Source organism: Salinifilum ghardaiensis (genome assembly GCF_054491345.1).
Genome location: NZ_CM137101.1, coordinates 530,677 through 554,889, shown reverse-complemented (window position 1 = coordinate 554,889; position 24,213 = coordinate 530,677). Strand labels below are relative to the sequence as shown.

Below are 24,213 nucleotides of genomic sequence, written 5' to 3'. Positions count from 1 at the left end.
GATGGCCCCTCCGCAACGCCGCCCGCGGCGCAAACCGAACCTGCTCGCGCGGGAAGGCGTCACCCGCGTGGACTGGAAGGACACCGCGCTGCTGCGGAAGTTCCTCTCCGACCGCGGCAAGATCCGCTCGCGGCGGGTGACCGGGCTGACCGCCCAGCAGCAGCGCGAAGTCGCCCGGGCCATCAAGAACGCGCGGGAGATGGCGCTGCTGCCCTACCCCAGCCCGAAACCCCGCTGAGCAGGACGGGAGCGCGACCCCGCCCGCGGCTCCACCGCGGGCACGTGCCGCCCCGGGGAGCAACTCCGGCAGCTCCCCGGCGGGGAACGCCGGCGGTGCGGTGACCGCGTCCGAGCGGACCCGGAACGCAGGTCCCGGCCGCGCGGCGGCCCCTCGCGGTGCCCGGTCGGGCAGGGCACGTCCCGACCGGGCACCGCACCCCGCCAGCGGCGGGCGCCGCCACCGGCGGCAGGTGGCGGGCATCACCAGGACGCCCCGGGTCGGAGACATCGCGCGACGGGGCAGGATGGTCGGCGATGACCGCACGAGAAGAACCGCCGCGGCTGGACGACACCGGACCGGGCACCGACCTGTACGACGTGATCAACCGGCGCCGGGACGTGCGCGCCGAGTTCACCGGCGAACCCCTCGACCCGGACGTGCTGCACCGGGTGCTCACCGCCGCGCACAGCGCGCCGAGCGTCGGCCTCTCGCAGCCCTGGGACTTCGTCCTCGTGCAGGACGAGACCACGAAGCGCTCCTTCCGCGAGCACGTGCTCGCCGAGCGCGACGTCTTCGCCGCCGAGCTCGAGGGGGAACGCGCGGAGACCTTCTCCAAGATCAAGGTCGAGGGGATCCTCGAATCGACGCTGAGCGTGGTCGTGACCTACGACCCGGGGCGCGGCGCCCCCGCCGTCCTCGGCCGGCACGCCATCGCCGACGCCGGGCTGTACTCGGTGTGCCTGGCGATCCAGAACCTGTGGCTGGCCGCCACCGCCGAGGACCTCGGCGTCGGCTGGGTGAGCTTCTACCGCGAGGAGTTCCTGCGGGGGCTGCTGGACATCCCCGCGACGGTGCGCCCCGTCGCCTGGTTGTGCCTCGGTCCGGTGCACCGGATGGCCGAGGCCCCCGACCTGGAGCGGCACGGCTGGCGCAGCCGCACCCCGCTCGAAGAGCGCGTGCACTACGAGTCGTACGGGCGCGGGAGCGAGCGGTAGGCCCATCGCGTCCGAAGAGGATGGATCCGTCCCCTTCGGACGCGGGGCTCCGTCGGGCAAGCGGCGCAGCCGCTTCCGCCCCACGCGCGCAGACCGACCCGACGGGGGTTCTCCGGCGTCGCCTCGCGAGGACAGTCCGACGGTGCTGCTCCCGTCCGCTGTCCGGGCGGGAGGTCGGGGAAGCTGGGAGCCGGAGGTTCCCCACCCGACCTCCGACGCCAGCCGATCCGCGGACCCGTCAGCTCCGCAGAACTGCCGTGTAGACGGTGTTGCTGGCCTCGCCCCCGGTGTAGGGGTTGCGGAACGCGACGACGTGGGCCTGCGCGGTGGCGAACACCTCCGCGAGCGCTGCCGTGACCTCCTGCTGCGGCGGATCGTCCGACCACAGCGCGAAAACCCCGCCCGGGTGGAGGTGGCCGGCGAGCCGGCGCAGACCCGCGGCCTCGTAGAGCCAGGCGTGGCTCGAATCCAGCACGTGCGCCGGCGAGTGGTCGATGTCCAGGAGCACGGCGTGGAAACGCCGCCCCGGTGCCTCGGCGTCGAACCCGGAGCTCCCACCGGCCATCGCGAAGAAGTCCCCGTGCACCAGGCGGGTCCGCGGATCGGAGGTCAGCTCCTCGCCCAGCGGCAGCAGGCCGCGCCGGTGCCACTCGATGACCTCCCCGAGGGACTCCACCACGTGCAGCGAACGCACCCGCGGATCCGCCAGGGCGGTCCTGGCGGTGTAGCCGAGCCCGAGCCCTCCGACGACGACGTCGAGCTCGGCGGCGGAAGAGGCGGCCAGGCCGAGCCGCGCGAGTTCGACCTCCGCCGTGGTGAACGCGCTGGACATGAGGAACTCGTCGTCCAGTTTGATCTCGTGCACGTCCCTGTCGAGGGAGCGGTCCCAGCGGCGGCGCAGGCTGATCAGGCCGATCGGCGTCCCGCGCCAGTCGAGTTCTTCGAAACGGGCGCTCACTGGCGGCATCCTCCCTGCGGACGGGAACAACGGCGGGCGGGGGCGGCATCGGGCGGTTCGCACCGCGGTCGAGGTCGAGGTCGCTCGACGGCGCCGAGGGCGCGCCGCGGGTCCATTTCGGACCGCGGGAGCAGCGGCGGCCCGCCGCCGAGGCGCACCCCGCGGCGAGGAACCGCTCCAGCTCGTCCGGAGCGCGGAACTCCCCTCCCCGGCGGCCGCGCCGATCTGCCCGGCGCGCCGACGACCGGGGACGCCGCGCGTTCATCCGAGCCTACAGCCGCGGGAGGAGGGCGCTCGACCCCGGTGTCGGACCTGCCGGCCCCGCGGACGTCCGGCCGCGGGGCCGCGTCACCGCGCCGGGGCTGCTCCCCCGCCGGCGTCCAGGGCGGTCAGCTCGTCCGGGTTGACCACCAGCCCGACCCGCTGCACGACCCCGTCGGCGACGTCGACGGTGATCGCCGCGTCGACCGCGCCGTCGGATCGCACCCGGCTGCCCGTTGAGCTCCACGAGTCGGAACTCCCGCCGGTGGAACCGGTTCGCGTGGATCCCGGCGAGGAAGCGGGCGACCTCGTCGGCCCCGCGGACGGGGTTGCGCGCCGACTTCGCCCTGCCACCGCCGAGCGCGACCTCCGGGGCGAGCTCCGCCAGCAACGCGGTGAGATCGCCGCCGCGGCAGGCGTCCAGGAAGCGCTCCGCCACCCGGCGCCGGGTCTCCCGGTCGGCGTCGAACCGCGGGCGGCGCGCCCGCACGTGCTCGCGCGCCCGGTGGGCGAGCTGCCGCACGCCCGCCGTCGAGCGCCCGAGGGTGGCCGCGATCTCCTCGCGGGGAAAGCCGAAGACCTCCCGCAGCACGAACACCGCGCGTTCGGCCGGTGCCAGCGCCTCCAGCACCACCAGGACGGCCGCCGAAGCGGACTCGGAGCGCAGCGCGGGCTCGGCCGCGTCCTCCCCGGCCTGCGCGGTGATCACGGGTTCCGGCAGCCACTGCCCCACGTACGACTCGCGCCTGGCCCGCAGCGCCCGCAACCGGTCCAGCGCCAGGCGCGTCGCGGTGCGCACCAGGTAGGCCCCCGGGGTGGTGACCTCCGAACGGTCGCGGCAGGACCAGCGCAGCCAGGTCTCCTGCACGACGTCCTCGGCGTCGGCCACGCTGCCCAGCATCCGGTACGCCGCGGCGAAGCACTGCTCCCGGTGGTCCTCGAACTGCGCCGCGCTCCCGGTACCCGAGTCGGCCGTGCTCCTGCTGCGCCCCCCGAACGGCCGCGCGGCGGCGACGACCAGTGGAACCGCCGGTGCTCGTCCGACCGGACTGATCAACCTACCCGGCGGATGCCGGACCGCGGGGACGATTTCGAGGAGGTGATCGACGGATCGCCGGGCTGAGCAAGGCGCGTCGAGCGGTCCTCGCATCGGCGTGACCGGTTCCGCCCCGCGGGGGCGGAGCCGTGCCGTCGCGACGAGGCTCGTCCCGCGGGGTTCGCAGGGCGCTGCGGCCGAGCTGCGCGCAGCGATCACCGCGGCACTCCTGCGGAAACCGCCCCTGGGGCCGTTCGCCCCTTCCCGCTGAGGCGGGACCGTTGCCCGGTAGGACGCGTTCCAGCCGGCGATGGCCCCGTCCTGCCTGGCACGCACCGAACGCCCGCCCCGCTGCATCCCGTTCTCGCAGACATCCGGGTCCTATTCCTCTGTCCGACTACCGGGGTGCGGCCGACCGTGAAGTGCACGGGCGTTCCGGGAGGTGGTACTGATGCGGACGATCACGATCGAGAAGCTGCGGGAACGCGTCCACGGAAGAGTGATCAGCCGGCAGGACGAGGACTTCGACCGGGCCCGCCTCGTCCACAACGGCATGGTCGACCGCCGGCCGCACGTGATCGCGCAGTGCGCCAACGCCGGAGACGTCATGGCCGCCGTCGATTACGCGCGCGAGGAGGGGGTCGACCTCGCCGTACGGGGCGGAGGGCACAGCGTTCCCGGATTCGGGACCTGTGACGACGGCATCGTCGTCGACCTGACGCCGATGCGCGGCGTGCGAGTCTCCCCGGCGAACCGCACCGCACGGGCCGAGGGCGGCGCGACCTGGGGCGACTTCGACGCAGCAACGCACGCGTTCGGCCTGGCCACCACCGGGGGCATCGTCTCCACCACCGGCATCGGTGGGCTCACCCTCGGCGGCGGCATCGGTTACCTGGCCCGCGGCCAGGGCCTGTCCTGCGACAACCTGGTCTCCGCCGATGTCGTCACCGCGGACGGCGAGCTGGTCGTGGCCGACGAGCGGCAGCACGCAGACCTGTTCTGGGCGCTGCGAGGTGGTGGCGGCAACTTCGGAGTGGTGACCTCGTTCGAGTACCGGCTCAGCCCGGTGGGCGACATCTACGGCGGTCCGATCTTCTTCGACATCGACCAGGCGTCGAACGTGCTGCGGTCCTTCCGCGAGTTCATCGCCGATGCCCCGGAGCAGCTCGGCGCGTTCCCCGCGTTCCAGATCGCACCACCGCTGCCCTTCATACCGGAGGAGCGGCACGGCGACACGCTGATGGCCGTCGTGGTGTGCTGGTCAGGACCGGTGGAAGAAGGCCCGAGCGCCGTGCGGCCATTGCACGACATCGCCCCGGTCGTAGCCGAACACGTCGGCCCGATGCCGTATCCGATGCTCAACAGCGCGTTCGACGCGCTCGTCCCACCGGGGCTCCAGCACTACTGGAAGGCCAACTTCGTCGACGAACTGACCGACGCGGTGATCGCCGCCCACGTCCAGTACGGGCCGAAGGTGCCCGCCGTGAACTCAACGGTGCACATCTACCCGATCGACGGGGCATGCCACCGGGTCGCAGCGGATGCCACCGCCTTCGCGTACCGGGGCGCGAACTTCGCGACCGTGATCGCGGGAATGTGGCCCGACCCCGCGGACAACGAGGCCAACATCGACTGGGTCCGGAACTACTACGCCGCGACCGCGGCGCACTCCGAGGAAGGCGGATACGTCAACTTCATGGCCGGTGACGACCAGGACCGGATCCGGGCGAACTACAAGGGCAACTACGACGGACTGGTCGGGGTGAAGCGGAAGTACGATCCGCACAACCTCTTCCACCTGAACCAGAACATCCGCCCGTGAGGTCGCTGTTCAACACGAGCGGTTCGCCGACCCGGAACTGTCGGCGGTCTCCGGCAGGATGTGCGGCATGTACGAGACCGAAGCCGAGCTCGACGAGCTCCAGCAGCTGCTCGACGCCTCACTGGCCCGCTCGACCGACCACCTGCGCTCCATCGTCACTGGTGGGAGCACCTTCACGGCGCGGCAGCTCGTGGCGGTCGCCACGGGCATGTGCACCCTCGCGCTCTCCACGGTGACCGCCCGGGGCGAGCCGCGGATCAGCGGCGTCGACGGCCACTTCCTGCACGGCAGGTGGATCTTCGGCACCGCGAGGTCGGCCGCGAAGGCCGCGCACCTCCGCGCGCGCCCCGCGGCGAGCGTCGCGCACATGCGCGGTGAGCAGCTCGGGGTGTTCGCCCACGGCGCGGCCGAGACCCTCAACCCGGACGAGGGGCCGGAGGACCCGCAGTGGCCCGCGGTGCTGGAGCACCTCACCGGGCACTACGGGGACTCGCCGCTGAACTGGGGCGACGTCGTCTACTACCGGCTCGAACCGCACTGGATGGTCACCTACGGCGACCCCGAGGCGCCGCGCGGCGGTGCTGGGGGCGGGTAGGGACCGGGGTCAGTCGAACTCCGCGGGCAGCGTCCGGTCCCGCCAGTGGCGGTGCATCAGGTGCAGCTGCGTTTCGAGGACCCGCGAGTGCGACAGCGGCGGGAGCGCGTCGAGGGGGAACCAGTCCGCGGACGAGGTTTCGACCGAGTCGAGCGCGAACCGCTCCCGCTGTCGGCACAGGAAGAAGAACTTGTGCACGTGGAAGGCGAAATGCGGCCGGTGCCCCTGCTTTTCGCGGTCCAGCACGGCTACCAGCTTGTCCACGTCGACGGTGATGCCGGCTTCTTCCCGCACCTCCTTCGCGACCGCCTCGGAGGGGGATTCCAGCACGTCGCACCAGCCGCCGGGCAGGGTCCAGCGGCCGTCGGAGCGCTCCTGCACGAGCAACACCTCGCCGTCACCGCCGAAGAGACCGCCCCGCACATCGATTTTCGGAGTCGCGTAGCCGGAGTCGAGCGCGACGATCCGGTGCACCTGCTCGGCTCCGCCGTCGCTGACGAGCTCCATGAGCTCTTCGGCGGAACGCCGCACCTGCTCGTACCGGTCCCGGTCGTAAGGGTCCCGCGCGTAGGTGAGCCCGTTCTGGGCGGTGGCGAGCAGGGCGAGGGCTTGCCGGCGGATCAGCTCGGCCTCGTCGCCGGAGGAGTCCGCTTCGCTGGAGGTCATGGCCGCAGTCTCCGGGATCGATACCAGTTGCGCAGGACCGATCCCACGCCATCGCGCCGACCGGTGGCAATGGACCGGGAACGGGAACACTCCGGCCTGGTGGGATGGCTGGCACGTCCACGCCGCAGCTGCCCGGACCAGCGAGCCCGGGCCTTCCCGGCCAGGGCGGCGAGGTTCCCGTCTTCATCCTCGGCTCGTCCGCGTTCGGCGCGGCGCTCGCCGCACGCACCCGGGCCGACGAGCTCGCCATCATGACCGAGACCTGGGGCCTGGAGGACCGCATCCGCAGCTGCGACGTGCTCGCCGAGGCCTGGCGCGGCTGAGCGGTGCGCAGCGCGCCGCTGCACGCCCCGCGCCAACGCGGCACCAGGTGCGCTGGCGAGGCGAGCGCGCCTGGCCGAGGCCAACGCCTTCCCGCGGCACATCGGCAGCCCCTCGCCTCCGCCGCCCCGTGCGGCAGGCGGGGTGCGTGTTGACACTCGTCGCGGGAAGTCCGACCTGATGCGATGACGTCTCCCGAGGAGCAGCTGTGCGAGAGAACCTGGCAGCGGTTGACCGCCTCGCCGCAGGTGAGCACCACCTCGCCGTGGTCGCGACGACACGAGCGGACGGCACCGTGCAGTCCTCCGTGGTCAACGCCGGCGTGATCCCCCATCCGATCTCCGGGGAACGTGTGGTCGCCTTCGTCACCTACGGGGCGGCGAAGAAAGCCCACCTCCGCGCGCGCCCGGCCACCACGCTGACCTTCCGCGCGGGGTGGGCGTGGATCGCAGTGGAGGGAACGGCCGAGCTGATGGGACCGGACGACCCGGAACTCGATCCCGAGCGCCTGCGCGTGCTGCTCCGCGAGATCTACCGCGCGGCCGGTGGTGAGCACGACGACTGGGCCGAATTCGACCGCACCATGCAGCAAGAGCGCCGAACCGCGGTGCTGGTCACCCCCGAACGGATCTACAGCAACTGACCGCCTCCGAACCGGAGCAGGAAGCCTTCAACCACCAGCCGTGGCGCGAAGGACCGGCCCCCGACGAGCACTACCTGCTCGACATCGACCAAGGGCCAGCCCTCAGCGAGGATCTCGCCGTGCTCAGAAGAACCGCTGGATCAGCGCGAGCACTTCGTCGCGGTCGGTGGCCTCCTCCTTGGCGCGGAAGAACTCGTCCAGGTGGCCGGGTGTGACGACGAAGAGGATCGTCGACGGCCCGTCGAGGGAGCGGAAGGTGTGCGGCAGCCCGCGCGGCAGGAAGAAGGTGCTGCCCGTTCCGCCGGTGAAGGTGTCCTCCCCGCAGTCGACCTGCATCGTCCCGTCGAGGACGACGATGGTCTCGTCCTCGTGCCGGTGCTCGTGCAGGGTGGCCCCTGCCCGTCGACGACGGTGCGGTAGATCGCCAGGCCGCCCCCGGTGGAGGCGTTGGAGGCCTTCACCTCCCCGTCGCGTCCGGGCACGCCCTCGTCCGGCCCGAGAACGTAGCCGCGGGTCGGCGTCGGCGCGGCCTCGGCGGTGGCGCGGCTGACCTCACGCGGCGGGAGGAACGACATCACCGCGAGCATACCTCGCAGCCGTCATACCGGATGCGGATCCGCACGTGACACGGCCCCGATCAGCCGCACCACGGTGAACGCCGTCGGCGCCGCAGCGAACAACGCGGCGAGTCCGGCCGCTGCCACAGCAACGTGCACGACTTCACTGCTCGCCACTCCGGCCGTGGCGAGCAAGCCAGCACGGGGACCGCCCCGGCTGCCACACGCCAACACGAACAGCATGTCCGGCGCCGGGGGTGATCACGGCGATGGAGGTCGTCACGACGAAAGCCACGAGCAGCTGCTGATCGATCGATATGACCAGCATCGTTGCATGCGACCCAACGACCAGTACTGCGCCGACGAGCGCAACCCCGCTCCATGCATCGACTCGGTAGATCGCGCGATCCCCCCAAGATCCGCGCACGCTGGTACATGCCCGCAGGTCGCGTTCGAGGCGCATGCGCATGGTCGCGCGCATCGGCAGGGCCGCTTCGATCGGCGAGACCCCGTGCACGCGGCGGGTTTCCGCGCTGGTTCGCAGCTGCCGCCGGCCGGTTGGGCGCCGAGGACGATGGAGAACTCCTGGCGGACCTCGCCGTCGTCGCAGGAGATCGCCGACTACCTCGGCCACGAGCGCGTGAGCGCGACCAGGACGTGTACATGAACCGCAAGACCGCGGGCAGCTCGGCCGCCGAAGCGCTGGCCTCACTGGAGACCGGCACGTGAGCGAAAGGTGGCAATAAGGTGGTAACCGATCTTGACCCGGCTCGGTTACCACCGCCGTACCCTGCGATGAAGCGCCCCCGGCAGGATTCGAACCTGCGACACCCACTTTAGGAGAGTGGTGCTCTATCCCCTGAGCTACGGAGGCCCGCCCACCGGTCTCCGGTGGGCCGGTTACAGGGTACCTGGTGGGGAGATCGCCACCGCGATCCGGCCGGTGGCCTTCCACGGCTCACCGGAGCCGCCCCACCGGAGCAGCTCACCGGGAGCCCCCACGGAGCAGGCCCACCGCAGCCGGCCCACCGGGAGCATCCCACCGAACAGGCTCACCGCAGCGCCCCAGGAGCGACCAACCGATCGCGCCGCCGGGGTTTACAGGCGGAACCATTTCCTCCATTCTCCACCACGCGCATCCCGGTGATGACCGCGGCGACCCCCGAGTCGCCGCCCCTCGAGCCCCGGCTCGCTGATCACGCACCGCGACGCCCCGACCCGCGTGCGTTCGTTGTTCCGGTCTTCCTCGCACCACGGCCCGAACGCAGTTCGCGATTCACCCGTGGTTCACGCGCAATGTTTCCCATGCGGGGCGCCCCTCGAACGGGGGACAAAGCAGCGCTGGACGCCCCGCACCGACACCACGGGCCTGCAAACGCCCTGGTCTGGAGAAACGAGATCGAATGACCTCGCAGAACAACGCAACGACAGTGCGCCCGGCGGGAGACGGGAACACGACGCCGAAGACCATGGTGGTCGCCGCCCTGGTCGCGGTGCTGTTCTTCTTCGGGCTGATGATCTTCGAACGCATCCCGGAGATCCCGGTCGACATCGACTTCAAGCCGTTCTTCATCCCGTTCCTCTTCCTGGCCCTGCTGCCGCGCGGACTGCCCACGTTCGCCATCCCGATCGGCGCGGCCGTCGGCGAAGCCATCGGCGACATCCTCGAGGGCTACGAGGTGGACGACCCGTTCGGCTTCGCCGGCTACTTCGTCGGCTTCGCCGTGGCCGGCTACCTGATGAGCGGCAAGCAGCTGAACTGGCTGCGCATCAGCACCGCCTGCCTCGTGGGTTCGCTGGTGCAGGCAGTGATCGAGGGCTCGGCCTTCCTGGTCTTCGGCGAGGAGGGCGTCGGTGTGACCGTCTACAGCGCCCTGGGCAACACCGTCACGCACGGCATCGTCCTCGGCGCGCTGGTCACGGTCCCGCTCGCCTACGCGCTGCACGGGCGCATCGAGCGGCTCCTCGGGTTCACGCCCTCGCGGAAGTGACCGCTCGCCGAGCGCACGAGCACCCGCCTTCCGAGCTCCGCGGGCCGAGCGGTGACCGCCCGGCCCGCGGAGCGTTCCAGCTGAGCAGAGGAGACCGATTGATCCGCACCCGCAGCCTCGACCTCACCTACCCGGACCAGGAGCGGGCCGCTTTCCACGGCGTCGACCTCGAGCTGCGCCCCGGCACCGTCCTCGGGGTCGTCGGACCGATGGGCGCCGGGAAGACGTCGCTGTGCACGACGCTGGCCGGGCTGGCGCCCCGCAGCACCGGCGGCGCGTCCGCGGGCTCCCTGGACGTGGCCGGCCTCGACCCGCGGGAGTCCCCGATCACCGAGGTCGCGCAGCGGGTGAGCCTCGTGTTCGAGGACTACGCCTCCCAGCTCACCCAGATCACCGTGCTCGCCGAGGTGATGGCTCCGCTGATCAACCACGGCACCCCGGTGGAGCAGGCCCGGCAGCGCGCCCGCCAGCTGCTCGACGAGCTCGGGCTCGGGGCCGTCGACGCCGAGCACAAGCGCACCTGGGAGCTCTCCGGCGGGCAGCAGCAGCGCGTGGCGATCGCCGCGGCGCTGGCCAGCGAACCGCAGGTGCTCGTGCTCGACAACGTCACCGGCCTGCTCGACCCCTCCGGCAAGGAGGAGATCCGCCGGCTCGCCCTCGAGCTCTCCGGGACGATGACGCTGGTCGTCGTCGAGGACGACGTGGACCTGCTGGTCGGGATGGCCGACGAGCTGCTGGTCCTGCGCGACGGCGCCGTGCGGGCGCAGGGTGCCGCCGCCGACCTGCTCCGCGACGCGGACCTGCTCACCGGCGCCCAGGTGGAACCGCCCACCGTCGTCCGGATCGCCCGCGCCGCCGGGCTTTCCGGAGCCGTGCTCACACCGGAGGAGCTGGCCACCGCGGGCCGCGCGCTCGACGACGAGCCGGTGGCCGGGGGAGGAGCGGCTCCGGACGACCGCTCCCCGCTCGCCGGTGTCCCCGCACCCCAGGAAGCGCCGGCCGCCGCGGTCGGCACCGCCGCCCCGGAGGGTCCTTCCACGACCGCCTCCGAGCGGGCCGTCGAGGTGCGCGGTGCCGAGTACCGCTACCGCGACGGCACGGCCGCGGTGCGGGACGTTTCCCTGCACGTCGCACCCGGCCAGGTGCACGCCGTCGTCGGCGGCAACGGCGCCGGCAAGTCCACCCTCATGCGGATGCTGTGCGGGCTGCTCCGCCCGAGCTCCGGCGACGTGCTCGTCGGCGGCCGCAACACCCGGGAGCACGACGCCGCCGAGCTGGCGAGCACGGTCGGCACGGTGCTGCAGAACCCCGACGAGCAGATCACCGAGCGCACGGTGCGCGGGGAGATCTCCCACGCGCTGCGCCGGCGCAGCGTGCGCCGGCGCGGCTGGTTCCGCCGCGAAGTCGTGCTCGGCGAGGAGCAGATCGCCGAGTCGGTCCAGCGGGCGCGGGAACTGGCCGGCGTGCCCGAGGAGCTGCTGGAGTCCGATCCGACCCAGCTCTCCCGCGGGCTCCGCAAGCTCGTCGCGATCGCCGGGGCGCTCGCCCTCGACCCCGCGGTGCTCGTGCTCGACGAGCCGCGGGTATCGCTGGACGCGCCCGCCCGGGCGACGCTGCGCCACCTGCTGCACCGGCTCCGCGACCGCGGCACGGCCGTCGTGGTGGTCGAGCACGACCTCGACCTCGTCGCCGAGACCGCGGACACGGTCACGCTGCTCGAGCAGGGCCGCTCGGTCGCCGACGGCACCGTCCGCGAGGTGTTCGGCGCCGGCGGCGCCGAGGTGCTGACCCGCACGTCCCTGCTGCCCCCGCGAGCGGCCCGGGTCGCCTCCCACCTGGGTGTCGAGGCCTACTCGGTGGCCGAGCTCGCCGCCCGGCTCTCCCCGATCCCCCAGGAAGTCTGAGCATGCGCGTCCCCCTGCTGCACACCGACAAGGACACCGTCCTGCACCGCCGCGATCCGCGCATCAAGCTGGTGCTGTTCGCGCTGGTGATCGCCTTCCTCTACACCGCTCCCAGCTGGCCCTGGATGCTCGGCGCCACCGTCGTCGGGCTCGCGCTGAGCATCACCGCGCGCGTTCCCCCGGTCGCGCTGCTGGTCCTGTGGCTGCTGCAGCTGCCCAACTTCATCGGGCTGGTGGTCGTCCCGCTGTGGCGCGACCTCTCCGCGGGGGAGTTCGCGCCGTTCGACGGCGACATGGACTTCGGCCTGCGGCTCGGTTTCGCGTGGTCGGCAGCGCTGTTCCTGAGCCTGGCGCTGCTGTCGACGATGTCGCCGGACAAGCTCACCGACGGCATGCGGGGGCTGCGGATCCCCGAGCCGCTGTGCTTCCTCGTCGGTTACGCGTTCCTGCTCATGTACGCGAGCCTGGCCGACATCTTCCGCACCGTCGACGCGATGAAGATCAAGGGCATCGAGCTGAGCGTCCGCCGCCCGCTGCGCAGCTTCGGCAACGCGGGCAAGCTGTTCGTCCCGGCGATCATCATCATGGCGCGGCGCGCCAGCACGATGATGTCCACGCTGCAGCTGCGCGGTTTCTCCTTCTCGCAGCGGCGCCCCGCGACGACGCTCGGGGCCGTCGGAGCCGCCGACGTGGCGCTGCTCGGGGCGGGGCTGGCGCTGTTCGCCACCGTCGCCGCGGTCCGGTTCACCCCGCTGCTCGGCGCCTGATCCGGGGTCGGCGGGAACCCGCGGGCAGACGCGGGCGGGCCGCTGCGCAGGTCGGGGGTCTGCGCAGCGGCCCGTTCCTCGGTGCCGCCCGGCCGCCGCGTGGTGGAGCTCGGTCGCGGCGGCACCGCTCCCGCGGTGGCCCTCACCCGCACCCGTTCAGCAGGCGGGGGCCACGGTGGGGTTCTGCGGGGCGGTGGCCTCCGGGGCCTCACCGGCTTCCGAGCTGTCGATCGTCTCCTGGGCGATCGAGCGGACCCGGTCGAAGTCCGGGTTGCTCGGTTCGATCAGCGGCGGCACGAACTGGGTGCTGCCGGCCGGTTCGATCTTCTCCGCCAGCTCGGCCAGGTCCCGGAGCATGTCCGCGGGGATGTCGGTGCGGAGGTTGTCCTTCGCCGCCGCGGCCATCTTGTGGTAGTGGTTCAGCACCGTCATCGGGTCGGCCTGGTCGGCGAGCGTGGAGATCATGCACCGCTGCCGCTCCATCCGGTCGTAGTCGCTGGAAGCGGTGCGCGAGCGCGCGTACCAGAGCGCCTGCGCGCCGTCGAGGTGCTGCTGCCCGGGGCTGAAGTACTCCCCGGTATCGCCCATCGGCATGCGCTGCCGGATGTTGACGTCGACGCCGCCGAGCGCGTCCACGAGGCTGCGGAAGCCCTGCAGGTCGACCTTCGCGTAGTGGTGCACGGGCATTCCGAGGGTTTCGGAGATGGTGCCCTTGAGCAGCTCCGCACCCGGGTTCTCGGCGCCGGGCGCGAGTTCCGGGTGGAACTCCGCGCCTTCGCGGTAGACGGCGTTGAGCAGCCCCGGGTAGCCCTCGGGGTAGCGCTGCCGGGCCGGGCCTTCCGGCATGGGCGCGTTCTGCAGGTTGCGCGGCAGGCTCAGCAGCACGGTCCGGCCGGTTTCCTGGTCCACGCTGGCCAGGACCATCGTGTCCACCCGCGTGCCCGCGCGCCCCTCGCCCGCGTCGCTGCCGAGCAGCAGCACGTTGAGCCGGTCGGCTCCGGGCAGCGGTGTCGCCGGTTCCTCGGGACCCGCCGCGGCCGCGGCGGAGGACTGCCCACCGGGGCCGCCCGCGAACACGGTGGTGACCAGGTCGTACTGGGAGTAGGCGTAGTGCGCCACGAGCGTCGGGGGCAGCGCCACGGCGGCGCACAGGCCGAGCACGGCGACCCGGGCGGTGCGGGCCCGCTGCGGGGGCAGGGACCGCGGCCGCACCGCGTTGTACGAGGTGAGCACGAGGGCGACCCACACGGGGATGGCCACGAGTGCTGCCGCGGCGATGAGCAGCAGCACCCCGGGACGCACCGCCGCGTCCAGCACGTGCTCGCGGCCCAGGTTGACCGCGGCGAAAGCCACGGCGCACCAGGCCAGCAGACCGAAGGAGGCCAGAAGCGCCGCTGTGCGCCGATAGCCGGCGTGCCAGTGGGCAACGCCCGGGGTGAGCACCGACAGCAGGGTCAGCCACAGCGCGCGCCGTCGTGATGTGTCCGCAGTGGACCGTCGGGGAGGTTCGGGGGAACGCTCAGCAGGAGCGGGGTTGGTCGTGCCTTGCGCCATGCGAACGAGACTGATCCTCGTCATCACTGCGCGCATTTCCAGACCGGGCTTGATCACTCGATCTGACTATCTGTATTTTTCTTGATCACTTTTCTTGATCAACAGTACGGATCGGCCCAGGGACCCAGCCGCGCACTTTCACCCTTCTGATTTACTGCATCCCGCTGGCTCGATCCCGGTTCGCCGCCTATCGTTCGCCGCGCCCCCTCGGACGCGACGCGCACTCCCGGGAAAGCTGCCCGGGGACGCCAGCCCGGCCGACCGCGCGCGAGCGCCCGCGAATCACGTGAATCAAACTCGAATTCCTCGCGCGGGCGCCGCCGCGATCCGACCGGAAAACCGGGAAAATCCGTTGCGAGCGCAAGAAATGCGCCGAATTCCGCGAAAAATCACGCGCCGCGCCGGGTGTCGCGTGGCGAACGCTCCGCACTCGTCGTATCGTCACCGACGTCCCTGCTGAACGATTCGAGGAGTCGCAGTGGAATTATTATTACGGTGACCACGCGCGGTAACCCGCAGCAGCCGAAGTGGAGGACGGCCACCGCGCCGACCTCCACTTCGGACTTTCGCGCGCCCGTCGGCTTTCGCGCGACCGCGCGGAAGCGGAGCGAAAACTCCTCGGTGCCAGGAACTTCGGCCCCCGCTGCGGGCCCCTTCGACGCCCCCTCCCCCGCAGCGGTCACCGGCCCCGAACCGCCGCACCGGGCAGTTCGGGAAGGGCGCTACCAGCGCTCACGATCCGCCGCGACGGCGCTGGACCCACGTCACCGTGCCGCTGATGACCAGCATCGCGGCACCGCCGCCCGCCGCGACCGCCGCCACCGAAATCCGCTCCGCGGCGACGTCCTGCTCGCCCCGGTCCTCGTCCCGGCGCTCCTGCTCCGGTTCCGCGGCGGCGGGGACCGCGGCGGAGACCGCCGGCGTGGCACCGCCCACAGCGGAAACACCCGCCCGCTCCGCGGAGTGCGCGGACACGGCGGAGTGCGCGGACACGTCCGCACCGGAGGCGGTCGCACCGGCCGGGAGGAGCGCCAGCACCGCACCGGTGGCACCCGCAGCGATCCGGTGCGACGAGCTCCGGGTCCGGTGCTCCTGCCGGGCAGTCGAATTCACCGTCATCCTCCCCGCGTCCGGTGGGGGACCTCGCTGCTCCGGGACCGTACTGAGAGCACCGCGCCACCGCCGCGCCGACTCACGAGCGCGGGCGACGAAAGCGGAAGTGAACCACCCGAGTCAGCGACCCGCCGGCGGTGTGCGCGTCAGCGCTGGACGCGCACCGCGGACCGCCGAGACATCGAGCCGCACTGCGCACGTGCGACTGCATTGACACCGTGTCTAATATGACGTGACTCGTGTCCCGCGGGAGTGCGAAGGGCGGCGGCGATGACGACACGCGGTGTAACCGCGAGCAACACGGCGAACGCGACCAGCGCAGTCACCGCGAGCGAGACGGTCACCACGAGCGACGGTGTGCGCCTGCAGGTGTACGAGCGCGGCGACCCCGCGCACCCGGTGGTGCTCGCCGTGCACGGGTACCCGGACGACCACGCCGTCTGGGACGGGGTGCTCGACGTGCTGGCCGACTCCCACCGCGTCGTGAGCTACGACGTGCGCGGAGCCGGCAACTCCGACCCCGCGGGCGCGCGGGACGGCTACGCGCTCGACCGGCTCGAGCGGGACGTGGCGGCCGTGGCCGACGCGGTCAGTCCCCACCGCCCCGTCCACCTGCTGGGGCACGACTGGGGATCCATCCAGGCGTGGCGCGCCGTGACCGGCCGTCGGATGCGCGGGCGCATCGCCTCGTTCACCTCGGTCTCCGGGCCGTGCCTGGACCACGCGGCGCACTGGTTCCGCGCCCGGCTCCGCCGTCCCGCGCCGCGGCACCTCCGCGAACTCGCGCGGCAACTGCTCCGCTCGACCTACCTCGGCTTCTTCCAGCTGCCGCTCCTGCCGGAACTGGCCTGGCGCACGCGCGTGCTGCCGCGGGTGATCCGCCTGCTCGAACCCGCGCCCGGCGAGCAGGAGGGAACCACCGGCGGTTCCGGGATGCGACCGCGAACCCGCGACGGGGTGCGCGGGCTCGAGCTGTACCGGGCGAACGTGCGGCGGCGGCTGACCGGGCCGCAGGACCGGCCCACCGACGTCCCGACGCAGGTGATCGCCCCGACGGGCGACCCGTTCGTCACGGTCGCCCTGCAGACCGACATCGCGCGCTGGGCACCGCGCGCGTGGGTGCGGCACGTGCCGGGAGGGCACTGGCTGCCCCGCACCCGGCCGGCGCTGGTGGCCAGCTGCGCCCGGCAGCTCATCGAGCGCGTCGAAACGGGTGCCCGCGGCGCGTGGACGCCGCTCGGTGGAACCGTCCGCTCCCGGTGCGAGGTGCGGTGACGTGCGGGAGGAAACGATGGCGACGCGGCTGCTGACCTGGCCGAGCGTGCTGTGCTGGGTCACGGTCATGCTGGAGGGCTACGACCTGGTCGTGCTCGGGGCGATCATCCCCGTGCTGCTCGACAGCGGGTACCTGGGTTTCACACCGGCCTCGGCCACGGCGGTGGCCACGCTGTCGCTGGTGGGCGTGGCCATCGGCGCGGCGAGCGTCGGTCCGCTGGCCGATCGGTTCGGCCGCAGGCCCGTGCTCATGGGTTCGGTCGTGCTGTTCTCCGTGCTGACCCTGGTGCTGCCGCTGGCGCCGAGCGTGGCGGTGTTCGCCGCGCTGCGCCTGCTCGCCGGCATCGGGCTGGGCGCGTGCATGCCGGCGGCGCTGACGATCATGTCCGAGTACTTGCCGGCGGCGCAGCGGGCGCGGGCCAACACGATCACGATGACCGGGTACCACGCGGGCGCGGTGCTCACATCGCTGCTGGCGCTGCTCGCGGGCGAGCACTGGTCGGTGCTGTTCTACGCGCTCGGCCTCGCCGGCCTGGGCGTGGTGGTGCTCATGTGGTTCCTCCTGCCCGAGTCGGAGGTGTTCACCGCCGTGCACGCGGACAGCGCGCGCGTCGGCTTCCGCGATCTGCTGAACCCCCGCCTGCTGCGCGCGGGCATCGGCGTGTGGGTCGGGTCGTTCATGGGTCTGCTGCTGGTGTACGGGCTGAACACGTGGCTGCCGGAGCTGATGCGCACCGCCGGCTACAACGTGTCGACGTCGGTGGGGCAGCTGCTGGTGCTCAACGTCGGTGCCGTGGTCGGGCTCGTGTTCGCGGGCTTCGTGGCCGACCGGCGCGGCATCAAGCCGACGATCCTGGTGTGGTTCGCGATCAGCGCCGTGCTGCTGGCCCTGCTGAGCATCCGGATGGAGAGCGCGGTGCTGCTGCACGTCGCGGTCTTCGTGACCGGGGTGTTCGTGTTCTCCGCGCAGGTGCTCATCTTCGCCTACGTCGCCCAGTTCTACCCCGACCGCCTGCGCGGCACGGCGCTGGGCTTCACCTCGGGCATCGGGCGGTTCGGTGCGATCACGGGGCCGTTCGTGACGGGGGCGCTGGTCACCGCGGGGATCGCCTACCCGTACGGGTTCTACTTCTTCGCCGCGATCGCGGTGTGCGGCGTGCTGGCGGTGTCGTTCGTGCCGCTGCGGTCCGAGGAGTCCGCGGTCACCGGCTGACCGCTCCGCCGGGGTCGGCGGGTGGTGCGCCGTCCGCTCCGGCGCCCTCCTCGGTGCGGCGTTGCAGCTGCGCGGTCAGCGCGGCCGTGGCGCTCGGGTCCTCGATGGCGCTGAGCAGTTGCGCGAGGCCGTCGCCGACCGCGTGCCGCGTGTCCGGGTCGAGGTGCTCGACCAGGTGCCGCTCCGCCTCGAGGTTGCGGGACATGACGCGGTCGATGAGCTCGCGTCCGTGCTCGGTCAGCGCGATCTGCGCGCTGCGGCGGTCGCGCGCGTCCACCATGCGCTCGAGCAGGCCGCGTTCGACGAGCTGCTGCAGCCGCTTCGTGGTCGCGGCGGCCGAGGACGTGGTCTGCTTCGTCAGCTCCCCGGGAGTGATCGGCCGCGGGCTTCGGCGCAGTGCGCTGAGCAGGTCGAACTCAGCGCGGTTGAGCCCGTCGCCGGAGATGGCGGCGTCGAGCTGGTTGCGCAGGACCGTCGCCGCCCGCAGGATCCGCCCGACGAGGTCGATGCTCGTGGTGTCGAGATCGGGCCGCACCTGGGCCCACTGGGCGCGCACCACGTCGACGAAGTCGCGTCGCTGGTCCACCCGGCCTCCTAACGATGCAGGAACCGCCGGGCGGGCCCGGCGGGGATCCCCGCTCCTCGCGGGCGAGGAGAAGTCGACCGCTCAGTGTGGCACAGCACGCGCTCCCGCCCGCCGCGCAGGAGCGTGCCGTGCGCTGCGACGAGATACCGACCACACCATTTTGAACATAAGTGTTTTACTAGTGAAATATATGTAGCCTGGTGCTCGTGCCCCGAACAGTGCTGCTCCGCGACGTCCGGCAGACCTTCCGGCTCGCTCCGGCCGAGGCGACGACCTGGCCCGCCGTCCGCGCGGGACTGGCGGTCCTGCTGCCGCTGCTGGTCCTGCTCGCCACCGACCGCCTCGACCTCATGGCCGGTTCGCTGTTCGGCAGCTTCGTCACCCTCCACGGCCGCGACGAGCCGTACCCGCGGCGGGCGCGCACGCTCGCCTGCGTCGGGCTGGGCCTCGTCGCCTCCGTCGCCATCGGCGGCCTCGTCTCCGCCGCGATCGCCGACCCGGTCTGGCGCGAAGCCGTCTCGGCCGTCGCGCTGGCAGCCGTCGCCGCCGCGGCCACCGCGGCGAGCAACGCCGTGCGCCTGGGCCCGCCCGGCGGGCTCATCTTCTCGTTCGCCGTGGGGGCCTGCGCCCACCTGCCGCTGAACTGGCCCGCGTTCGGACAGCTCGTCGCCGTGTCGCTGGGCAGCGCGGTCCTCGGCTGGTCGCTCTGCCTCAGCGGAGCGCTCGTCGACCCCTTCGCCCCGCTCCGCCGCGCCGTCGGCCGAACCGCCCGGCAGGTCGCCGCCCACGTCGACAACGGCGGCGAGCGCGGTTGGCAGAGCGCGGCGGTCGCCGTCCGGGACGCCTGGCACGCGCTCTCGGACAGCACGCGGGCGCAGCGCAGCCACCCGACCTGCGCGCGGCTGACCCGCGCCGTCGCGGCCTGCGAAGCCGCGCTCACCGTGCCCGCCCCGAACCCGGAGGTGGCGCAGCGGCTGCGCAAGCTGGGGCGTTCGCCGGGCCGCCGCGGCGACACCGGCCCCGTCGGCGCCGGGATCGTCGGCACCTCCGGGACCGGCGACACCGCTGCCGTCGACGCTGCCGGGACCCGCGCCTCCGCGGCGCGCCTCCCGCGCCGGCGCGTGCTGCGCGGTGCCGCGGCCGCCGTGCGCGGGGGACGCCACCACGAGTGGGGCTGGGTGCTCGCCTCGGGCGCCCGCGTCGGCGTCGCCTCGCTCCTCGCCGCCGGGCTGGCCAACCTCCTCGGCACCGGGCACGCCTACTGGGCCGCCGTCTCCGCCGTCGCCGTGCTGCAGGTGACCTCGGCCGCGCGCTCGCTGCCGCGGCTGCTGCAGCGCAGCACGGGCACGGTGCTCGGCGTGCTCATCGGCGCCTGCGTGCTGCACCTCGACCCCGACGCCTGGGTCGGCGTGGTGCTCGTGGCCGCGTTCCAGTGGGCCGCCGAGATGGTCGTCCTCCGCAACTACTGGATGGGGGTGCTGTTCGCGACCCCGGTGGCGTTGCTGGCCGGCACGCTGCCCCTGCCGCAGGCGGCGGACGGCGTGGCGGCGAGCCGCCTGCTGGCCACGGTGCTCGGCGCGCTGGTGGCGATCGTCGTCGCCCGCGCGCTGCCGAACCGCACCGCGGCGGCCGTCCGCTTCGAGCGCGCCCTGCACCGGCTGCGGCGGCCGCTCGAAGACCCCGCGCCCGACCTCGGCCGGATCACCGTCGCGCTCGCGGAGCTGCGCGACGCGCACGAGGCGCTCACGGGCGAGAGCGCGCGCACCGGCGAGCACGAGGAGCTGCTGTCCAGCGCGCTCCGGCAGGCCTCCCGGCGCCTCGACCCGGGCCTTGCCGAACGGCACCTCCCGCAGCCGCCGCGGTCCGGGGGCACCGCCGAAGCGGGCAACCGGCGGGTGCGCCCCGCGTGATCCCGATCATGCGGGGCGCGGACGACGGGCGGGATCCCGCCCGGGCGGACCTACGGTGGAGCGGCCGGGAGGGACCTCCGCCCGCCACAGACGTTCCCGTTCCGAGGAAGCCATGCACATTGCCGTGACCTCCGTGCCCGCCGCCGGGCACGTGAACCCCACGCTGCCGGTGGTCCGCGAGTTGACCCGCCGCGGGCACACCGTGACCTACGCGACGCACGAGCACCACCGCTCCGAGGTCGAAGCCGCCGGTGCCGAGCTGCTGAGCCTGCCCGGGCAGATGCCGCGCCCGAACCCGGAGGATCCGGACGCGGCCGCGCAGCAGCTCGGCGAGACCCTGCGCGCCGACTTCGCCGTCCTGCGCGAGGCCTTCACCCGCGACCCCCCGCAGGCGATCTGCTACGACATGATGACCGCGGCCGGCTGGATGGCCAGCGCGGCGCTCGGCATCCCCGGGGTGTCCCTCGTGCCCACGCACGCGAGCAACGAGCACTTCTCCCTGCACCGGGACGTGCTGCAGGCGGCGACGACGACGGCGATGCCGCCGGGGCACCTCGAGATGTTCGACCGGGTGAAGCAGGTGCTCGCCGAGATCGGCGCGGAGACCGGTGTGGACACCTCGGGCATCTTCGAGGGCGAGCCGTCACCGCTGAACATCGTGTTCCTCCCGCGCGAGTTCCAGTACTCCGGCGAGACCTTCGACGAGCGGTTCCGCTTCGTCGGCCCGTCGGTGGACCTGCGCACCGGCGAGGACTGGAGCCCGGCGCGCCCTGGCGGACCGGTGCTGTTCATCTCGCTGGGCACGGCGTTCAACGACCGCCCGGAGTTCTTCCGCGCGTGCCTGGAGGCGTTCGGCGGCAGCGGCTGGCAGGTCGCGCTGGCCCTGGGCGAACGCGTGGACCCGTCCGACCTCGGCGACGTCCCGGACAACATCGAGCTGCGCACGTACTTCCCGCAGCCCGCGGTGCTGCGGCACGCCGACGTGTTCCTCTCGCACGCGGGGATGAACTCCACGATGGAGGCGATCCACTTCGGCGTTCCCCTCGTGGCCGCGCCGCAGATGCCCGAGCAGGAGGCGAACGCGCGGCAGGTCGACGCGCTCGGGCTGGGGCGCCACCTCGCGGAGTTCACCGCCGAGAGCCTGCGCCGGTCCGTCGAGGAGGTGCACGCCGACACCGCTGTGCGGGCGAACATCGCGCGCATGGGCGAACTCCTGCGCGGGTGCGGCGGTGCGGTCGAGGCCGCCGATGCGCTGGAGGGCCATCTGGCCGCCGTGCGCGGCGCGGCCTGAACCCCGCCCCTGGCGGCACCGCGGGCAGGTGGCGCGACGCGAACGGGCGTAAGAGAGTCCGCGGATTGGCTGTTGAGGGCGGGTGGATGGGGGTAGCTGGGAGGAACCTCCGGCGGCACCTCGCTCCGGGATCCCCGACATCGGGTAGCCACCTACACAACGTCGGGGCTGTCCTCGCGAGGCGGCGCCGGAGAACCCGCGGCGGGGCGCTCTGCGTACGTGGCGATGAAGCGGCTGCGCCGCTTGCCTGACGGGCCGGTGCGGTCGAGCACATGGCCACCAATCCGCGCGCCCCCTAAGGGCGAGAACGGGCGGCGCGGCGGGGCAGGTGGAGCGGCCGCGCCGATCCGTCCGCTGTGGACCAGAACTACTTCGCTTCCTCGTGCGCTGGAACTCCAGGACCGCGCAGTGCATCCACAGTGGGCTGACCGCTCGACCGCCCCGCTGAACGCCCGCTCGGACGCTCGGCGAGGTCCGCACCCCGCCGTCCCGGCCGCAGCCGCCGAGGGTTTCACCGCCGGGCCCGCGCGAGCCCGGTCCGCCGGATCCCGGCGCCCTCGGAGCCGTCCTCCCTTCTCCGTCCGCGCGCCGCGGGTCGTCCCCACGCGGCCGACGTCCGGGCCCGGCCGCTCCCCGACGCCGCTTCCCGGCCCGTCCGGTGCGGGCGCGGCGCACCGCGTTGCTAGAGTTCGACGAAATGTCCGAATCTTCGGCCGCGTGTTGAGGAGGGCGGATGCGTCCGATCGTCGCTGCAGCGGGCGGGCTCGTGCTCGGCTACCTCGCGGGGCTGGCCGCCCGGCGGAACCCGCGCACGACGTCCGCCTCCGGCCCGGTGTGCGGCTGCGGGCACTCCCTGGCCCTGCACGACCTCGACCGCGGCCTGTGCCACGGGAGCCACGACCGCGGACGGGTCGACGTGCCGTGCCCGTGCCACCGCTACCTCGGCCCGAAGCCGTGGGAGGAGTTCTACGAGCCGCGCAGCACCGCCCGGTCCGCATGACGGGAACACCCGCGCACCCCTGGCCGACCACTGCGCTCCCCGGGCGGGGGCCGCGCGGCCGACCCCGCCGGGCTCCGATGACGCCCGCGCACCTCGCTGCGCGCGCAGCGTGAAGGGCGGATGATCCACGTCATAAGGCACTCGGCCCACCCCGGAGCGGTATGTACCGTAGCGCGAGGTGTGCCGGGAAGACTGGTCGGCGAGGACAGGACCCGAGCTCCCGGAGGCACCGAATGAGCGGAACCGGCACCGAGCAGAACAGCACGCCCGGCGGCGGCACGTCACTCACCAGCGTGCTCCGCTCGGAACCCGTCGGCGGTGCGTTGCTGCTGCTGGCCGCCGTCGTCGCGATGGTCTGGGTCAACACGCCGTGGGGGGAGACCTACGAGGCCGTCAAGTCCTTCGTGCCGCTCCCGCAGGCCGAGGTCATCGGCCTGGACCTGGACATCGCGCACTGGACGGCCGACGGCCTGCTGGCGATCTTCTTCTTCGTCGTGGGGCTCGAGCTCAAACGCGAGTTCGTCTCCGGCGAGCTGCGCAACCCGCGGCGGGCCGCGCTGCCGATCGTCGCAGCCGTGTTCGGCATGGTCGTCCCCGCGCTGATCTACTTCACCATCACCGCCACCGGTGACCCCGCGGCCACGCGCGGCTGGGCGATCCCCACCGCCACCGACATCGCGTTCGCGGTGGGCGTGCTGGCCATCGTCGGCTCGCACCTGCCGGGCGCGCTGCGCACGTTCCTGCTAACCCTGGCGGTGGTGGACGACCTGCTGGCGATCACGGTCATCGCGCTGTTCTACACCGAGGACTTCAGCCCGCTGCTGCTGCTCGCCTCGCTGGCGCCGATCGCCCTGTTCTGCCTGCTGGTGCAGCTGCGCAAGACCTGGTGGTGGGCGCTGATCCCGCTGGCCCTCATCGCCTGGGTGCTCATGCACGAGTCCGGGGTGCACGCGACCATCGCCGGCGTGCTGCTCGGGTTCACCGTGCCCGCGCTGACCCGCGGCGACGAGGAGCACGACCTGGCCGAACGCTTCGAACACACCTGGCGGCCGATCTCCTCGGGCATCGCGGTGCCGCTGTTCGCCCTGTTCGCGGCCGGCGTGTCGCTGGCGGGCGGCGGCCTGAGCGCGGCCCTGTCCGAGCCGGTCGGCATCGGCATCGCCACCGGTCTGGTCCTCGGCAAGGTCATCGGCATCGCGGGCTCGAGCTTCGTGCTGCACACGTTCACCAACGCCAAGCTCGACCCGAACCTGTCGTGGCCGGACGTGTTCGGCGTGTCCCTGCTCGCCGGCATCGGCTTCACCGTCTCGCTGCTCATCGGCGAGCTCGCCTTCAGCGCCGGTGACCCGCGCGGCGACTACGTGACGATCTCCGTGCTCGTCGCCTCGGTCACCGCCGCGGTGCTCGCCTCGATCGTGCTGACCATCCGCAGCCGCATGCACAAGAAGGCCAAGCAGACCGCCTGAACCGCGCGGTCGCCGAGCCGACCGCTCCCCGCCCCGCCGGGGCCTTCCCGGCGGGGCCCCACCCGCCCG

The 24,213-nt window shown here is 72.9% G+C and carries 24 protein-coding genes and 1 tRNA gene; 15 read left to right on the top strand and 10 right to left on the bottom strand.

Annotated elements, in window-relative coordinates; translation table 11 throughout:
- Position 1 precedes the first annotated feature (1 nt).
- Positions 2-238: a 30S ribosomal protein S18 gene (gene rpsR, locus ACVGV0_RS02495; RefSeq protein ID WP_459158230.1), complete on the top strand. Its 237-nt coding sequence runs from the start codon at positions 2-4 to the stop codon at positions 236-238.
- A 296-nt stretch (positions 239-534) separates the two neighbouring features.
- The gene (gene bluB, locus ACVGV0_RS02490) at positions 535-1,215 is read left to right on the top strand and encodes a 5,6-dimethylbenzimidazole synthase (RefSeq protein WP_459158229.1); all 681 of its coding nucleotides are present in this window, start codon (positions 535-537) and stop codon (positions 1,213-1,215) included.
- 238 nt (positions 1,216-1,453) lie between these two features.
- Here the strand turns inward: bluB and ACVGV0_RS02485 are convergent, their stop codons facing one another.
- Positions 1,454-2,173: a polyamine aminopropyltransferase gene (locus ACVGV0_RS02485; protein WP_459158228.1), complete on the bottom strand. Its 720-nt coding sequence runs from the start codon at positions 2,171-2,173 to the stop codon at positions 1,454-1,456.
- Positions 2,174-2,444: 271 nt separating this feature from the next.
- Positions 2,445-3,491, bottom strand: coding sequence for an RNA polymerase sigma factor SigJ (gene sigJ / locus ACVGV0_RS02480; RefSeq protein ID WP_459158227.1), 1,047 nt, complete (start codon positions 3,489-3,491; stop codon positions 2,445-2,447).
- A 430-nt stretch (positions 3,492-3,921) separates the two neighbouring features.
- Here sigJ and ACVGV0_RS02475 point away from each other — a divergent pair, with 430 nt between their 5' ends.
- Positions 3,922-5,292: an FAD-binding oxidoreductase gene (locus tag ACVGV0_RS02475; protein WP_459158226.1), complete on the top strand. Its 1,371-nt coding sequence runs from the start codon at positions 3,922-3,924 to the stop codon at positions 5,290-5,292.
- A gap of 67 nt (positions 5,293-5,359) precedes the next feature.
- A complete protein-coding gene (locus ACVGV0_RS02470; RefSeq protein ID WP_459158225.1) occupies positions 5,360-5,887 on the top strand; it encodes a pyridoxamine 5'-phosphate oxidase family protein in 528 nt (175 codons plus the stop codon).
- Positions 5,888-5,896: 9 nt separating this feature from the next.
- Here the strand turns inward: ACVGV0_RS02470 and ACVGV0_RS02465 are convergent, their stop codons facing one another.
- Positions 5,897-6,553 (bottom strand): NUDIX hydrolase, encoded by a 657-nt coding sequence (locus ACVGV0_RS02465; RefSeq protein ID WP_459158224.1) that lies wholly within the window; start codon positions 6,551-6,553, stop codon positions 5,897-5,899.
- Positions 6,554-6,657: 104 nt separating this feature from the next.
- Here ACVGV0_RS02465 and ACVGV0_RS02460 point away from each other — a divergent pair, with 104 nt between their 5' ends.
- The gene (locus ACVGV0_RS02460; RefSeq protein WP_459158223.1) at positions 6,658-6,876 is read left to right on the top strand and encodes a hypothetical protein; all 219 of its coding nucleotides are present in this window, start codon (positions 6,658-6,660) and stop codon (positions 6,874-6,876) included.
- 206 nt (positions 6,877-7,082) lie between these two features.
- A complete protein-coding gene (locus ACVGV0_RS02455; protein WP_459158222.1) occupies positions 7,083-7,517 on the top strand; it encodes a TIGR03618 family F420-dependent PPOX class oxidoreductase in 435 nt (144 codons plus the stop codon).
- A 123-nt stretch (positions 7,518-7,640) separates the two neighbouring features.
- Here the strand turns inward: ACVGV0_RS02455 and ACVGV0_RS02450 are convergent, their stop codons facing one another.
- From ACVGV0_RS02450 to ACVGV0_RS02435, 4 genes are all read right to left on the bottom strand, one after another.
- On the bottom strand, positions 7,641-7,904 hold the full coding sequence (locus tag ACVGV0_RS02450) for a cupin domain-containing protein (RefSeq protein WP_459159897.1): 264 nt from the start codon (positions 7,902-7,904) through the stop codon (positions 7,641-7,643).
- Between the two features lie 212 nt (positions 7,905-8,116).
- Complete coding sequence (locus ACVGV0_RS02445; RefSeq protein WP_459158221.1) at positions 8,117-8,317, bottom strand: LysE family transporter; 201 nt, start codon at positions 8,315-8,317, stop codon at positions 8,117-8,119.
- Positions 8,238-8,591 carry a hypothetical protein gene (locus ACVGV0_RS02440; protein ID WP_459160126.1) on the bottom strand — a complete coding sequence of 118 codons (354 nt, stop codon included), beginning with the start codon at positions 8,589-8,591 and terminating at the stop codon, positions 8,238-8,240. Before ACVGV0_RS02440 ends, ACVGV0_RS02445 begins: the two co-directional genes overlap by 80 nt.
- Before the next feature lie 284 nt (positions 8,592-8,875).
- Positions 8,876-8,948: transfer RNA gene (locus tag ACVGV0_RS02435), tRNA-Arg, on the bottom strand.
- 529 nt (positions 8,949-9,477) lie between these two features.
- Here ACVGV0_RS02435 and ACVGV0_RS02430 point away from each other — a divergent pair.
- From ACVGV0_RS02430 to ACVGV0_RS02420, 3 genes are all read left to right on the top strand, one after another.
- Positions 9,478-10,065: a hypothetical protein gene (locus ACVGV0_RS02430; protein WP_459158220.1), complete on the top strand. Its 588-nt coding sequence runs from the start codon at positions 9,478-9,480 to the stop codon at positions 10,063-10,065.
- 98 nt (positions 10,066-10,163) lie between these two features.
- Positions 10,164-11,969 carry an ABC transporter ATP-binding protein gene (locus ACVGV0_RS02425; RefSeq protein ID WP_459158219.1) on the top strand — a complete coding sequence of 602 codons (1,806 nt, stop codon included), beginning with the start codon at positions 10,164-10,166 and terminating at the stop codon, positions 11,967-11,969.
- Positions 11,970-11,971: 2 nt separating this feature from the next.
- Positions 11,972-12,736: an energy-coupling factor transporter transmembrane component T family protein gene (locus tag ACVGV0_RS02420; protein ID WP_459158218.1), complete on the top strand. Its 765-nt coding sequence runs from the start codon at positions 11,972-11,974 to the stop codon at positions 12,734-12,736.
- Positions 12,737-12,892: 156 nt separating this feature from the next.
- On the opposite strand, the gene ACVGV0_RS02415 is transcribed toward ACVGV0_RS02420, so the two are convergent.
- Both ACVGV0_RS02415 and ACVGV0_RS02410 read right to left on the bottom strand, forming a co-directional pair.
- A complete protein-coding gene (locus ACVGV0_RS02415) occupies positions 12,893-14,290 on the bottom strand; it encodes an LCP family protein (RefSeq protein WP_459158217.1) in 1,398 nt (465 codons plus the stop codon).
- A gap of 732 nt (positions 14,291-15,022) precedes the next feature.
- A complete protein-coding gene (locus ACVGV0_RS02410) occupies positions 15,023-15,403 on the bottom strand; it encodes a hypothetical protein (RefSeq protein ID WP_459158216.1) in 381 nt (126 codons plus the stop codon).
- Between the two features lie 270 nt (positions 15,404-15,673).
- Between ACVGV0_RS02410 and ACVGV0_RS02405 the strand changes: the two genes are divergently transcribed.
- Both ACVGV0_RS02405 and ACVGV0_RS02400 read left to right on the top strand, forming a co-directional pair.
- Positions 15,674-16,678, top strand: a complete 1,005-nt coding sequence (locus ACVGV0_RS02405) for an alpha/beta fold hydrolase (RefSeq protein ID WP_459158215.1) — start codon at positions 15,674-15,676, stop codon at positions 16,676-16,678.
- 1 nt (position 16,679) lies between these two features.
- On the top strand, positions 16,680-17,891 hold the full coding sequence (locus tag ACVGV0_RS02400; protein ID WP_459158214.1) for an MFS transporter: 1,212 nt from the start codon (positions 16,680-16,682) through the stop codon (positions 17,889-17,891).
- Here ACVGV0_RS02400 and ACVGV0_RS02395 read toward each other — a convergent pair.
- Positions 17,881-18,477 (bottom strand): MarR family winged helix-turn-helix transcriptional regulator, encoded by a 597-nt coding sequence (locus ACVGV0_RS02395; protein WP_459158213.1) that lies wholly within the window; start codon positions 18,475-18,477, stop codon positions 17,881-17,883. The genes ACVGV0_RS02400 and ACVGV0_RS02395 overlap by 11 nt on opposite strands.
- A 206-nt stretch (positions 18,478-18,683) precedes the next feature.
- On the opposite strand from ACVGV0_RS02395, the gene ACVGV0_RS02390 reads away from it, so the two are divergent.
- From ACVGV0_RS02390 to nhaA, 4 genes are all read left to right on the top strand, one after another.
- Positions 18,684-20,387 (top strand): FUSC family protein, encoded by a 1,704-nt coding sequence (locus ACVGV0_RS02390; RefSeq protein WP_459158212.1) that lies wholly within the window; start codon positions 18,684-18,686, stop codon positions 20,385-20,387.
- Positions 20,388-20,499: 112 nt separating this feature from the next.
- Positions 20,500-21,678, top strand: a complete 1,179-nt coding sequence (locus ACVGV0_RS02385; protein ID WP_459158211.1) for a macrolide family glycosyltransferase — start codon at positions 20,500-20,502, stop codon at positions 21,676-21,678.
- A gap of 733 nt (positions 21,679-22,411) precedes the next feature.
- Positions 22,412-22,678 (top strand): hypothetical protein, encoded by a 267-nt coding sequence (locus ACVGV0_RS02380; protein ID WP_459158210.1) that lies wholly within the window; start codon positions 22,412-22,414, stop codon positions 22,676-22,678.
- A 233-nt stretch (positions 22,679-22,911) separates the two neighbouring features.
- The gene (gene nhaA, locus ACVGV0_RS02375) at positions 22,912-24,144 is read left to right on the top strand and encodes a Na+/H+ antiporter NhaA (protein ID WP_459158209.1); all 1,233 of its coding nucleotides are present in this window, start codon (positions 22,912-22,914) and stop codon (positions 24,142-24,144) included.
- Positions 24,145-24,213 lie beyond the last annotated feature (69 nt).